Source organism: Nonomuraea sp. NPDC003707, from assembly GCF_053587055.1.
This window is the reverse complement of record NZ_JBSFNK010000001.1, coordinates 226,525-239,631: the sequence shown is the minus strand read 5'-3', so window position 1 is coordinate 239,631 and position 13,107 is coordinate 226,525. Positions and strand designations below refer to the sequence as shown.

12 protein-coding genes are annotated in these 13,107 nt (G+C 71.4%); 4 read left to right on the top strand and 8 right to left on the bottom strand.

Going from position 1 to position 13,107, the window contains the following annotated elements; translation table 11 throughout:
* Positions 1-3: 3 nt before the first annotated feature.
* From ACWDRB_RS01070 to ACWDRB_RS01060, 3 genes are all read right to left on the bottom strand, one after another.
* On the bottom strand, positions 4-1,938 hold the full coding sequence (locus ACWDRB_RS01070) for a peroxidase family protein (RefSeq protein ID WP_449891357.1): 1,935 nt from the start codon (positions 1,936-1,938) through the stop codon (positions 4-6).
* Between the two features lie 62 nt (positions 1,939-2,000).
* Positions 2,001-2,930, bottom strand: coding sequence for an acetoacetate decarboxylase family protein (locus ACWDRB_RS01065; RefSeq protein WP_449891356.1), 930 nt, complete (start codon positions 2,928-2,930; stop codon positions 2,001-2,003).
* Positions 2,927-3,988 carry a hypothetical protein gene (locus ACWDRB_RS01060; RefSeq protein WP_350722257.1) on the bottom strand — a complete coding sequence of 354 codons (1,062 nt, stop codon included), beginning with the start codon at positions 3,986-3,988 and terminating at the stop codon, positions 2,927-2,929. Before ACWDRB_RS01060 ends, ACWDRB_RS01065 begins: the two co-directional genes overlap by 4 nt.
* Positions 3,989-4,145: 157 nt before the next feature.
* Here ACWDRB_RS01060 and ACWDRB_RS01055 point away from each other — a divergent pair, with 157 nt between their 5' ends.
* The 4 genes from ACWDRB_RS01055 to ACWDRB_RS01040 are packed head-to-tail and all read left to right on the top strand — an operon-like array spanning position 4,146 to position 9,288.
* Positions 4,146-6,518 carry a GMC family oxidoreductase gene (locus ACWDRB_RS01055; protein ID WP_449891355.1) on the top strand — a complete coding sequence of 791 codons (2,373 nt, stop codon included), beginning with the start codon at positions 4,146-4,148 and terminating at the stop codon, positions 6,516-6,518.
* Between the two features lie 48 nt (positions 6,519-6,566).
* Complete coding sequence (locus ACWDRB_RS01050; protein WP_449891354.1) at positions 6,567-7,361, top strand: ATP-binding cassette domain-containing protein; 795 nt, start codon at positions 6,567-6,569, stop codon at positions 7,359-7,361.
* The gene (locus tag ACWDRB_RS01045; protein ID WP_355194914.1) at positions 7,358-8,305 is read left to right on the top strand and encodes an ABC transporter permease; all 948 of its coding nucleotides are present in this window, start codon (positions 7,358-7,360) and stop codon (positions 8,303-8,305) included. The genes ACWDRB_RS01050 and ACWDRB_RS01045 overlap by 4 nt, the downstream gene beginning before the upstream one ends.
* A 14-nt stretch (positions 8,306-8,319) precedes the next feature.
* Positions 8,320-9,288 carry an ABC transporter substrate-binding protein gene (locus tag ACWDRB_RS01040; RefSeq protein ID WP_449891353.1) on the top strand — a complete coding sequence of 323 codons (969 nt, stop codon included), beginning with the start codon at positions 8,320-8,322 and terminating at the stop codon, positions 9,286-9,288.
* A gap of 296 nt (positions 9,289-9,584) precedes the next feature.
* Here ACWDRB_RS01040 and ACWDRB_RS01035 read toward each other — a convergent pair whose 3' ends face one another.
* The 5 genes from ACWDRB_RS01035 to ACWDRB_RS01015 all read right to left on the bottom strand — a co-directional run bounded on the left by ACWDRB_RS01035 (position 9,585) and on the right by ACWDRB_RS01015 (position 13,090).
* On the bottom strand, positions 9,585-9,851 hold the full coding sequence (locus tag ACWDRB_RS01035; protein ID WP_192786285.1) for a hypothetical protein: 267 nt from the start codon (positions 9,849-9,851) through the stop codon (positions 9,585-9,587).
* Positions 9,852-9,920: 69 nt separating this feature from the next.
* Positions 9,921-10,772 carry a helix-turn-helix domain-containing protein gene (locus ACWDRB_RS01030; protein ID WP_363965403.1) on the bottom strand — a complete coding sequence of 284 codons (852 nt, stop codon included), beginning with the start codon at positions 10,770-10,772 and terminating at the stop codon, positions 9,921-9,923.
* 57 nt (positions 10,773-10,829) lie between these two features.
* Positions 10,830-11,084, bottom strand: coding sequence for a hypothetical protein (locus ACWDRB_RS01025; protein WP_449891352.1), 255 nt, complete (start codon positions 11,082-11,084; stop codon positions 10,830-10,832).
* Between the two features lie 86 nt (positions 11,085-11,170).
* Positions 11,171-12,184: a phosphotransferase family protein gene (locus tag ACWDRB_RS01020; protein ID WP_449891351.1), complete on the bottom strand. Its 1,014-nt coding sequence runs from the start codon at positions 12,182-12,184 to the stop codon at positions 11,171-11,173.
* Positions 12,185-12,283: 99 nt separating this feature from the next.
* Positions 12,284-13,090: a GNAT family N-acetyltransferase gene (locus ACWDRB_RS01015; RefSeq protein ID WP_449891350.1), complete on the bottom strand. Its 807-nt coding sequence runs from the start codon at positions 13,088-13,090 to the stop codon at positions 12,284-12,286.
* Positions 13,091-13,107: the final 17 nt, after the last annotated feature.

The following is a 13,107-nucleotide window of genomic DNA, read 5'->3' as shown; positions in this document are numbered from 1 at the left end:
ACCTCAGGCCGTGACGCCGGACCGGCGCCACGGCGCGAACGCGTTCCCCACGCGGTGCAGGGCCGGGCGCAGCTCCGGATGGTGGCGCAGGATCACGGAGGCCATGCTGCTGTTCGCGATCCAGTCCAGCCCTGCCCTCGTGTAGACGCGCTCGGCGTAGTCAGGGGTGAAGAACCTGTCGCTGTTGAGCCTCCGCGAGGCCATGAGGATGAAGACCCGGAAGGCCGTGTCGCTGAAGGCGAACCCTTCCGGGCGCTTCTCGGCGAACATGCCCACGACCAGGTCGACGTCCTCCAGCCGGTCCGCGTACACCTCGCGCAGCTCCTCCGCCAGCGCCGGGTCGTCCGTGAGCGTGTCGAACCCGCTCGCCGGCGGCAGGTTGAGCAGCCTGCGGAACTCGTTGTAGCGGGGCACGCCCAGCTCCCGGCAGCGGATCAGGTCCGTGGCCGCCAGGTCCACCAGCTTGCCGTCGGGGCGTTCGAACTCCTGCAGCAGGCGCGGGAAGTTGTGCAGGACGATCGCGCCCGGGTGCTCGGTCCCGAAGGAGTACAGCAGGTCGGCGGCGGAGATGGCCGAGGCGACCCGCAGCGCGGCGGGGCCGGACAGCTCGCGCAGCGTGGTGTTGCGGATCGCGGAGTCGTCGCGCAGGTGGCGCAGGCGGTAGTCGTCAGGGATCAGCGGGTGCATCCGGTAGACGGCCGCGAACTCCTCCGTGATGCTGAACGGCACCCCGAAGTGATCGGTGCGCGAACCCGGGATGCCGCTGATCGTCTCGCTCCGGCTGATCCTGCCCAGCGCTCTGTTGATCGGCTCGGAGGCCAGGCCCCACCAGTTGGCCCGCAGGCCGGTCACCGCCGTGGGGTGGCTGATGACCGCGGGCGTCCACTCCACGGTGTGGATCTTGGCGACGAGCGCGGCGTTGATCAGCCTGGCGCGCTCGAACAGCTCGTCGTCGCCCCAGGCCGGATACTCGGCGTGCAGCCGTTCGCAGATGGCGTTGTGCTCGTGCTCGAACAGCCCCTGCATCATCACCAGGCCGAGCCAGAAGCCCGGTTCGCGGGTCGGGTCGGCCTTGCCGCCCGCCATCGCCCTGGTCCCGGACGGGCGATGGCGAATCCTCCCCCGGGTTCCGGTGCGCAGGGCGCGCTGCTCCTCGTCGCTCAGGCCGTAGACCAGCGACAGGTCCCACCAGTGGGTGAGGGTGTTCAGCGAGGTCGCCGGGCCCTCGTAGCCGGGCGGGCGGGTCGGGTCGGGAGGGACCCGCGGGATCGTCAGCAGGGGTTCGGGCCAGTCGTCGCCCGGCTCCAGCGGGATGGTCCACGGGTCCTCCGACGGGCTGATCCCGTGGCTGAACCAGTCCCTGATCATGAACTGCAGCCAGGTCGCGGCCAGGACGTTGAGGGAGCGCGCGGGCTGGAACTCGGTCCGCGTCATGAGCCGCCGGCTGATCGTGCGCGGGTTCGGCGTCATGACCCGCTCGGGAGGCTCGGCGTACGCGTGGTCCAACGGGACGTTCCGCCCGAACCGGGTCCCGGCCATGCCCATGGCCGGATGGTCCACGTCGTTGTACGAGCCGTCGGCTGTGCGCCGTTCGTCGTAGCCCTTTGGATCCGGGGCGGGCGGCGGCGGGCCGACGGAGGGCAGGCGGCCGGTGTCGTACAGGTTCTGTTTGCGCAGCCGGTTGCGGATGCCCACCAGGACCGCCAGGCCGAGCGGGGTGGGCAGCCGGTCCCAGCCGAAGCGGTGGTCGAGCGCCCGGGCCAGCGCGTCGTAGGCGGTCCAGAACCACGAGCGGCGATAGCCGGCCCCGGCGACCGGCGGTTCCCGTCCGGCGGGCGGCCGGACGCGTTCGGGCGCTTCGGCGCGTTCGGGCGCGGGCGCGGTGGCGTGGGCGGAGGCGGCGGTGAGGCGCGCGGCGATACGGAGTCGGTGCTTCATCGGATCTCCCCGTGGGCGGTCGGCGGCGGGTTTTCTGTGAGTGGTCGGCTGCGGGCGGTCGGCTACGGCATCGGCGTGGCGTACTCGCGCGGCCGGGGCAGGCCCAGGAGGCGGTCCGTCGACGCGCGGTCGGGAGGCGGCAGCCGGTCCTGCCCGAGCCCCAGCCCGACCACGGACTCCAGGCCCTTCCGGGGTGGCGGGGGCGGCGTGGCCGAGGTGTGGAACCAGCCCTCCACGTGGTCGTGGAGCACCCCGCGCACGGAGGGGATGAAGGCGGTCAGGAACGGCCGGTCGCGGATGTCCAGCCGCTTCAGCCAGTCCGCCCGCTCGTGGTCGCCGAGCAGGAGCCGGCTCTCCGGGCCGCCGCCCCACGACAGGCCCATCCGGCCCCAGAGCGTGACGGACGACTTCCAGAGCATCCCGCGGAAGGAGGCGTAGCCGATGCCGGTGAACCGCATCGGCAGCCACGCCCGCGGCGGGCGCGGCACGTCCACGCGCATGACCAGTCGCCCGTCGAGGTCGTACTGGCTGCTGACCGTGGACCCGTCGGTCACGAAGTCGAGCGAGGCGCGGCGCTTGGGCATGCCATAGATGCCGAGGCCGCCCTTGACGGAGATCTCGGTGCTCACCGGCATGTCGCCGATGTAGACGCCGGTGCCGAAGGTCGAGCGGAGCAGCAGCGGGAGCAGCGGCGGGGCGGGCCGGCCGCCCGGCGTGCACAGGATCCCCGTGCAGAACTCCACGTACGTGCCGATCGGGGTGTCCTGGTAGTCCACGACCGCGATCAGCAGCACTCCCTCGCCGCGGATCCGGTACGGGCTCAGCTCCTCCGGCAGCGCCTCACGCGCGCCGCGCGGGTCGATCGGGTAGGCGGCGATGAGCGCCGGGCTGCTCCGCGTCCCCACCGGCATCCGGAACGGGATGCCGTCCACGTTGGCGAATCGGCCGGCGACTCTGCCGGCTGGGCGCCGGCGTCGTGCGGTGAAGGTCATCGGTCCCCCCTGTGCCGGGCCGGCGTGCCGGCCAGCTCCTCGATGATCAGCGGAAAGACGTCGCGGTGGGCGCGCTCGCCGAAGAACACGTCCAGATGGCTGTATCCGCAGAGAAGGTGCAAGGAGTGGTGGGGGGCGAAGCGGGAGAAGAAGTCGTAGGACCGGCGCTGGCTCTCCGGGAGGAAGCAGCGGTTCAGCTCGCCCGCCAGGAAGACGATCCGGGCGTCGGTACGCGGTTCCTGCGCCGTGTAGTCGTCCGGCAGGCCGTCGATGTGCTCGTAGCTGACCAGATGGCCGCTGCGCACGCATTTGTCCATCTGCCGGAAGAAGGTCAGCGGCACCGGGCCGAACTCGTGCGGGATCCAGAGGTCGTGCGTGGCCGCGCCGAGGTTCTCGTGCCGCCACAACGCGGGGCACCCGCTGCCGTACGTGAAGCTGACCAGCTTGCACACCGTGCTCCCGCACTCGGCGTGGGCGGCCTTGACCAGCTGCGTGATCAGCGCGGCCGCGCCGGGCGGCGGGTGGTCGCCCCAGGACGGGTCGAGGTAGGGCAGGAACCTGCGCGTGACCGGCACCGCGTACCGGAGCTTGGCCCGCGACCAGCGCGGCACGACCGGGTGCAGGGACACCGCGTTCGTGATGATCGTGTCGACCTGGGGCACCAGGCCCGCGCACGCGGACATCATGAACGAGGTCGAGCCCTGGCAGTGGATGATCGCCTTGATCCGGTCGGCCCCGGTCTCCTCGACGACCTTGCGCACCGCGGCGGGGTGGTCGTATCCCGCCGCCTGGTCCAGGGTCCACGGGTTGGGCGGCAGGTCGATGCTGGCCCGCCAGTCCTCCAGCCAGACGTCGTAGCCCTGCGAGACGAGCATGTCGACGACGCTGGCGGGCACCGGCGCACGGAACACCTTGGACCGGACCCCCGCGCCGTGCACGAGGAGGACCGGGGCCTTGGCCGGCGGGGCGTGCCCGCGCACGTTGACGAGGCGCAGGTTCTTGCCGTCTCCGGCGGTGAAGGGTACGACGCGTTCGTGTGTAGCGGGTCGTCCATGCATACCGATCGCCACGATCTCGGGCCGCTGCCGGCCCCGGGCCGGCAGACCTGGTCTGGACTCCTGGACTTCCTGGTTCCGGTGCTCAGCTCACCGATCGGTTACTCTTGCATTCTACATCTCCCCGACTTTTCGGACCTGTCCGGACGAGGGAGAGATAATGCGCCATAACGGTTCTGACCAGGCAAGACGTCCTGCCCGCGAGCACGCCGACGTCGTCGTGGTGGGTTCGGGGTTCGGCGGCGCCGTGGCGGCCTACCGGTTCGCGGAAGCGGGGCTTCGGGTGGTCGTGCTGGAGCGCGGCCGGTCGTACCCGCCGGGGTCGTTCCCGCGCGCGCCCGCCGCGATGGCGCGCAACCTGTGGGATCCGAGTGAGGGCCTGTACGGCCTGTTCGACCTGTGGAGCTTCCGCGGGCTCGGCGCGGCCGTCTCCAGCGGGCTCGGCGGCGGCTCCCTCATCTACGCCAATGTGCTGCTGCGCAAGCCGGAGCGGTGGTTCGTGAAGGAGAGCCCGCTGCCCGGCGGCGGCTACGAGCACTGGCCCGTCACGCGGGCCGACCTCGACCCGCACTACGACGCCGTGGAGCGGTTGCTCCAGCCCCAGCGCTACCCCCTCGGCCAGCCGCCGTACGACACCACGGCCAAGACCCTCGCCATGCGCGAGGCGGCCGGGCGGCTGGGGCTGGAGTGGGAGCTGCCGCCGCTGGCCGTCGCCTTCGCCCCGGAGCCCGGCGGCCATCCCGCTCCCGGGCTGCCCATCCCGGACCCGGAGTACGGCAACCTGCACGGCCTGCCGCGTACGACGTGCCGGCTGCGCGGCGAGTGCGACCTCGGCTGCAACGACGGCGCCAAGAACTCCCTCGACCACACGTACCTGTCGGCGGCCCGGCACGCCGGTGCCGACCTGCGCACCCTGCACGAGGTACGGTGGCTCGCCCCCGCTCCCGGCGGCGGCTACGCCGTGAGCTACGTGGTGCACGAACCGCGCGAGGACCGGCGGCGGGTCAACACCCGGCGGCTGCCCCAGCGCACGATCACCTGTGACCGGCTCGTCCTGGCCGCGGGCACGCTCGGGACGACGTACCTGCTGCTGACCTGCGGTTCGGAGTTCCCCGGCCTGAGCCCCATGCTCGGGGCCCGCTTCAGCGGCAACGGCGACCTCCTCACCCTGGTCACGGACGCCCGCGACGGCGCGGGCCGCCACCGCTCGCTGGAGGGCAGCCGCGGACCCGTGATCACCAGCGCCATCCGGGTGCCGGACGCGGCCGACTCGGGGCACGGGGACCGCCGGGGCTTCCTGGTCGAGGACGCGGGCTACCCGCCCTTCGCCGAGTGGCTGGGGGAGTTCGCCGGGGTGCGCGGCCAGGCCAGGAGGGCCGGCAGGTTCGTGCTGCGCAGGATCGGGGCCCTGCTGAGCCACTCGCCGAGCAGCCGGATCAACGCCGAACTGGCCGCGCTGCTCGGCGACGGGCACCTGTCCGACGGGTCGCTGGGCCTGCTCGGCATGGGCCGCGACGTCCCCGACGGCGTCATGCGCCTGCGCCGCGGCTACCTCGACGTCGACTGGACGACCGCCACGTCCATGCCGTACTTCACCACGATGCGCGCGGTCATGCGGGACATGGCGCGGGTCCTGCGGGCCGGCTACCGCGACAACCCCCTGTGGCTGGCCCGCAAGGTGATCACGGTGCACCCGCTCGGCGGCGCCCCGATGGGCCGCCACCCCGCGGAGGGCGTCGTGGACGAGTACGGCGAGGTGTTCGGGCATCCGGGCCTGTACGTCCTGGACGGGGCCTGCGTGCCCGGCCCGGTCGGCGTCAACCCCTCGCTGACCATCGCCGCGATCTCGGACCGGGCCTGCGAGCACGTCCTGGAGACCGCGCCCCGGACGGCGGCGCGGCGCGCGGAGGTCTCGTCCGGCCTGAGCTTCACCGAGGAGATGCGCGGCCACGTCATGCCCGGCTCCGCCGACCCGGAGGAGGGCGAGCGGCTGGGACGCGCGAACGGGCACCCGCTGGCGGTCCACCTGACCATCACCGCCGGCGACGTCGAACGGTTCGTGGCCGACGCCGGGCACGAGGCGTCCGCCGCCGGGTGGGTGACCTGTCCCGTGCTCGGCGGCGGCCGCCTGCGGGTGGAGGGCGGGTCGTTCAACCTGTTCGTGGCGGGAGAGGACCCGGCCCGGCGGCGGATGCTCTACCGCCTGCACTTCACCGGCGACGGGGACGCTCCGCTGACGCTCACCGGGGTCAAGGACGTGCACGACGACCCCGGGGCCGACATGTGGTCCGACACCTCCACCCTGTACGTCCGGATCCTGAGCGGGCACACCCGCCCGGCGGACGACGCGGAGGCCGAGGTGGTCGCCGCGGGGATCATCCGCATCCACCTGCCGGACTTCCTGCACCAGCTGACGACGTTCCGCACGTGGGGGCCCGACGGGGCCGCGGGGCTGGTGCGGTTCGGCCGGCTGTTCCTGGGCGAGCTGTGGGAGGCCTACCACGATCTCGCGGCGGGATCGCGGGTGCCCTGACGGCCGCGCGGCCTTGACAACGATGTCAATCGGCTTCTTGATGTTCTTATGGCCGTACCACTGATCGCCGCCCGCGGGATCATGAAGAGCTACGGCCACGTCGAGGCGCTGCGCGGCGCGGACTTCACCCTGCGGCCCGGCGAGGTGGTCGCGCTGATCGGCGACAACGGCGCGGGGAAGTCCACGCTCGCGAAGATCCTCTCGGGCGTCGAACGGCCGGACGCCGGGACGGTCGAGGTGGACGGCGAGCCGGTGGCGTTCGGCTCAGCCGAGGAGGCCAGGGGCGCCGGGATCGAGACCGTCTACCAGGACCTCGCGCTCTGCGCCGACCTCAGCCCTGCGGCCAACTTCTTCCTCGGCAGGGAACTGCTCAGGCCCGGCCTCCTCGGCCTGCTCGGCGTACTGGACAACGCCGCCATGCGCCGGGCCACGCGCGAGGCGTGCGAACGGCTCGGCGTGCGGCTCGCGTCCCAGACCGCGCCGGTCTCCGGCCTGTCCGGCGGGCAGCGGCAGGGCGTCGCGGTGGCCAGGGCGGTGACGTGGGCGCGGCGGGTGGTTTTCATGGACGAGCCCACGGCCGCGCTCGGGGTCGTGCAGACCCAGCGCGTGCTCGACCTCATCCGCGGGGTGCGCGACTCGGGCGTGTCCGTGGTGTTGATCAGCCACAACATGCAGGACGTGATGGCGGTGTCCGACCGGGTGGAGGTGCTGCGGCTCGGACGCCGGGTGGCCCGCTTCGAGACCGCGCGCGTCTCGATGGAGGAGCTGGTCGGGGCCATGACCGGCGCGATCGAAGCACGGGATGGGGACGGCGCGGAGCCCGGGCGGGAGGGCGGCGTATGAAGGGGGTGCGGCTGGGGGAGCTGCAGGTCGTGTGGATCGGCCTGGTGCTGGTCGCGCTGCTGGCGGCGTTCTCGATCCTGGCGCCCACCACGTTCCCCACCTCGTTCAACCTGCTCAACCTCGTCAGCGACGCGGCCATCCTGCTGCTGCTCGCCACCGGCATGACGTACGTGATCATCACGGCGGGGATCGACCTGTCGGTGGGCGGGGTGCTGGTGTTCTCGGCCGTGGCGGCCGCCGAGGTCATGGACGCCACCGGCTCGCTCGCGCTCGGCACCCTGGCCGCCCTCGTGACAGGGCTGGCGTGGGGCGTGCTGAACGGCGTGCTGATCGCCCTGGGCCGCATCCCCGCGCTGATCGTGACGCTCGGGACGCTGGGCATGTCGCTCGGCGGGGCCCTGCTGCTCACCGGCGGGGTCGATCTGCGCGCCCCCACAGACCTGAACCTCGGTCTCGGGCTGGCGCGCTGGCTGGGCGTACCGCTGATCGTGTGGATCTGCGCCGCCATCACGGCCGCGCTCGCGCTCATGCTCGCCTGGACCCGCTTCGGGCGGCACACGTACGCGATCGGGTCCAACGCCGAGGCCGCACGGCGCGGCGGCGTGGCCGTGCGCCGGCACCTGATCAAGGTGTACGGCCTGGCGGGCCTGCTGGCCGGGCTGGCCGGGCACCTGTCGCTCGCCAAGTACGGCATCACCGGCGTGTCCGCCCACTCCACCGACAACCTGCAGGCCATCGCCGCCGTGGTGATCGGCGGCACCTCGTTGTTCGGCGGCGTGGGGACGGTGGCCGGGACGGTCATCGGGGTGTTCATCCCGGTCGTGCTGCAGAACGGCTTCCAGATCCTGGGCGTGCGGCCGTTCTGGCAGCAGGTGGTGGTGGGCGCCGTGCTCGTCGCCGCCGTCTACGTCGACCAGTGGAGGCGCAGGGCCCGGGACCAGTAGGAGGAGGCACCACGATGCGCAAGGCTGTGGCAGCTCTGGGAACGCTGCTGTTGACGATCGCCGCCTGCGGCGGGCAGGGCGGCGGGCAGAGCGGAGGCGGCGGCCAGGTCAGGGTGACGCTCGTGCAGGGGCTGGCGGGCGAGGAGTTCTACGAGACCATGGCCTGCGGGGCGAAGGCCAAGGCCAAGGAATTGGGCGTGGCGCTGGACGTCCAGGGGCCGCAGAAGTTCGACCCGACGTTGCAGACGCCGATCGTCAACTCGGTGGTGGCGAGCAAGCCGGACGCCATGCTCATCGCGCCGACCGACGTCAAGGCCATGATCGCGCCGCTGACCCAGGCCAAACAGCAGGGCATCAAGATCATCCTGGTGGACACGGTGGTCGAGGACCCGGGCATCGGCCTGTCCAGGATCAGCACCGACAACGTCAAGGGCGGGGCGGCGGCGGCCAAGGCGCTGGCGGAGCAGATCGGCGACAAGGGCAAGGCGCTGGTCATCTCCACGGACCCGGGCGTGAGCACCGTGGACGCCCGCATCAAGGGATTCGAGGAGGAGATCAAGGCTTCGCATCCCGGGATCACGTTCCTGGGCGTGCAGTACTCGCACAACGACGTCGGCGAGGCTTCCAAGATCGTCAACGCCGCTCTGGCCAAGGACCCCGACCTGGCGGGGATCTTCGCCGCGAACCTCAACTCCGCCACCGGCGCCGGATCCGCCCTCCAGCAGGCGGGCAAGCTGGGGCAGGTCAAGATGGTGGGTTTCGACGCGGGGCCCGCGCAGGTGAAGCAGCTGAAGGACGGCGTCGTACAGGCGCTCATCGCGCAGCTGCCCGGGGACATCGGGGCCAAGGGGGTGGAGCAGGCAGTGGCGGCGGTCAAGGGGCAGCAGGTCACGCCGTCGATCCCGACGGACGCCACCATCGTCACCGCGCAGAACGTGGACCGGCCGGAGGTGCAGAAGATCCTCTACAAGGCCGGCTGCTGACCGGCCCGGCTCGCCGCTCCGGCGGCGCCGCCCGCGACCGCGCACCCGGGAGACGGGCGGGCGGCATCGAGCGGCGTCCAAAGGGGTGCTGCGACCTCCTACCCCCCTTCGCCCGCCCGGTCGGCGCGAGAGGCGTCCTGAGGCGCTGGGGCGTGGGTGTGGGCGGTGTGGGCCCGTGGTGGGACTCCCTGCCGGAGGGCGCGTGCCGAGGCCAGTTGGTGGTGGCTGCGGGGCGCAGGGCCGTAATTACGCGTCGGAGGCCATAAGCCGTGTTTCGGGCTGAGCGGGATGAACGGTCAGGCGGGGAGGGCGGCGAGGAGGAAGGCGAGGCGGGCGGCGGCGGACTCGACGTCTTCGGCGGTGCCCAGGCGGTAGCCCCACGAGGTGATGTACGCGCCCTCATCCGAGCACGTCACCGTCTCCGTCAGCGTGGCCGAGAAGCGATTGCGGACCGACACATAGGCCGGGTCGCTCGACAGGGCGAGGCTCTGGATGGTCAGGTCAGCGTGACGACCTGCGTGCCAGGCGAATCGCTCGAGGCAGAGCGCGGTATCAAGCATCATGCGTCACCTCCGCAACGTCTCGCGACAGAATTGCACGATCTTGGGTGGGGAGGCAAGCAATTGCTGCGGTTAATGTGATGTTTGTTTGCGGTAATCGTGAAGAATTCCGATGATGACCTCCCTCCCGGGTTCGTCGAACTCCGCCACCTTCGCATAGTCATCGAAGGCCCGGACGTAGAAGCCGATGTCATCGGGATCGCGAAGGATCAGGTCCTTCGTCATGGTTTCCACCCCGACCATGGCCTCGTTGTAGATCCAGAAGCCGTTGATCGGGCTCGACGGCAGCTCCGTGCTGAACGGGATCACGCCGAACTCGACGTTCGGCAGCGTGCTGACGGCGAGTAATCGGTCGAGCTGGCCGCGCATCACCTCGGGCGGGGCGAGGGAGGTACGCAGTGCCGCCTCCGTCACCACGAACCTGAACGTGCGCGTCCGGTCGTACAGGATCTCCTGGCGCTGCATCCGCACCCGCACCGCCGCGTCGATCTGGTCGGCCGCGCTGTAGAGGCGCTTGACCTTGCGGAAGACGTGCCTGGCGTACTCGGAGGTCTGCAGCAGGCCCACGATGATGCCGGGCTCGAACACGCGGAAGAGCTTCGTACGCGCCTCCAGGTCGCGGATGTCCTCCTGGAGGGCGGCCAGGCCGCTGCGGTGGCGTTGCTTCCAGTCGTCGTGCCGTTCGAGCAGCGCGATGGCCTGCCTGATGAGCTCGTCGGTCGTGTCGGGCGAGGCGCGTACGGCCTGCGCCCACACGACCACGTCATCCTCCGTGGCGGTCTGCCGGGCGTTCTCCAGGCGGGAGACCTTGGACGGCTGCCAGCCCAGCCGCTGGGCCAGCTCCTTGCCCGACAGGTGCGCGGCTTCGCGCAGCTGTCGTAACTGGCCGCCAAGGTCGATGCGCGCCTGCTGAAACGACGTCACGCCGCAAGAGGCTAGCCCTGCTTGCGTGGATCATGCCAGTGTCACTCGCAATTGTGATCAAGCGGTGGCCGAGGGTATTCCTCCGCTGGTCGGGAAAGCGGTTGCCGGGCCGTCGGGGAGGACCCGGCGGGCGATTTCGGTGATGAGCTCGCGCGGAACCTCGACAGCGGTCTCGCCGTCGAGCACGTCACGGAGGTCCGCGAGCGCCTCCGCGTCGGTGACTTGCAGACCTTGCACGACGATGGTGCCGCGATCGGTCTCGTACAGGGTGGGACAGGCGCCCGCCTCCGAGGTGGAGCCGAGGAACCGCATTCGCATGACGATCCTTCCCCGATAACAGGTGCAATTGCGCGCAATTGTACGACTCGGGGGTTAAGAAGTGATCGTTTTTCCGGAAATCAGCCGAGAATGCCGTCCATAAACTGATGTGCCCGTTCGAACAGTTGCAGGGTTGTTTCGTGTAGTACGTCCCCTATGTCCTTTGGTGCCTTTCCCGCGAACGCCCGCGCATGCGAACCCTCCAGGACGATGCCGAGCTTGAAGCAGGCCATCACCGCGTACCAGCCGATGGCCGACAGGTCGCGCTCCGACAGCGCCGCGTAGTACTCGATGAGCTCGCGCGGCTCCGGCAGCCCGGGGACGTGGCCGTTGTTGCTGGGCCAGGTGGCCAGCAGCCAGCCGAGGTCGAGCAGCGGGTCGCCGATCGTGCTCATCTCCCAGTCCACGATCGCGGCCACGCGGGGGCCGTCGCAGGCGAACATCAGGTTCGCGAAGTGGTAGTCGCCGTGCATGATCCCCGGGGTGAACGTCCGGGGCAGGTTGCGCACCAGCCAGCCGGCCGTCTCGGGCAGACCCGGAATGTCGGGGCCCGGATAGCCGTCCAGCTCGTCGTACGAGTCGAGCTCCTTGAGCCAGCGCGGCACCTGCCGCTCCAGGAACCCCTCCGGCCTGCCGAACCCCGGCAGCACCCCCGGATCGACCCGCCCCAGCTCGGCCAGCGCGGCCGCGGCCTCCAGCCCCATGCGGTGCCTGATCGCGGCGTCGGAGGCGTGCGGCTCCGGCAGGCCCGTCGAGGGGTTGAACCCGTCGACCGGCTCCATCAGGTAGAACACCGGCTCCCGCTCGGTCTGCGCGGCCACCAGCCTGGGCGCGGGCACGGGCGTGCCGCGCAGCGCCGCCAGCACCCGCGCCTCGCGGCGCAGCACCTCGTTGCTCCTGCTGCGGGCGTGCAGGGGAGGCCGGCGCAGGATGTACGGGCGGCCGCCGCGCTCGAAGCGGACCATGACGTTCTGCGTGCCGCCCAGGACCGGCGCGACGCCCGTGATCGGGCCGCCGGGCAGGCCCTGGGCGTCCATCCACGTGCCGAGCGCGGCGAGGTCGATGGCGCTGACGTCGATGTGGGTGGAGGTCATGATCGCCCTTCGGCAGAATCATATTCTGGTCGCCCGACCCTACGAGAGCGCCGCACACCCGGTCAACCCGACGCCATCCCGTCGCCTGGCGCCGTGCGGTCAGCCCAGCGCCTGCATGAACGGCAGGAACTGGCAGGCGCGCTCGCCCGGCAGGTCGCCGCCGTGGACCATCCTCGCGGTCCGCCACGGGTGGCCCATGCCGTGCGCGACCGCCCACGCGACCAGGCCGTCCATCGCCTCGTCCAGGTCCATGCGCACCTCGCCGCCCACGTCCAGCGCCAGGTCCGCGATCAGCGCCCGCGCGGTCTCCTCGTCCCGCGCCACGACCGGGCCGATCACGGCGTTGTCGTCATTGCGCCAGCAGTGGCCGAAGCCGCCGTCCGCGATCCGTACCCGCTCGCCGAAGCCGAACATCCGCCGCAGCAGCGCCGACCTGTCCGTCCCGAACAGCTCCGCGTCCAGCTTCACGATCTCGTCCAGGTCGGCCTCCGTGGCCGGGCGGGTCCGGCCCGACGGCTCGCCCGCGAACACGCCCGTGTGCTTGACGACCCCGCCGACGGTCCGGAACCCCATCTGCTCGTACAGGGGGCGGCCGTTGTCGGTGGCGAAGAGGGAGACCGTACGGCTGCCGGCCCGCTCCATCACGTGCTCCATGAGCCGCCGGGCCAGCCCCTGCCTGGCGTACCTGGACGCGGTGAGGACCATGCTGACAACGGCTTGGTCGTCGCCGTAGCAGGTCAGGATGTTCGTGGCGGCCAGGCCGTCGCCGTCGGGGGCGTCGATGCCGTACACCTCGCCGACCTCGAGCAGGAGGCCCCACTTGTGGCGCTCGGGGGGCCAGTCGCGATCCTTGGCCAGGCGGGTGCAGTCGTCGAGGTCCTCGTGGGTGAGGCGGCGGATGGCCATGGCTGCACCCTAGGGGA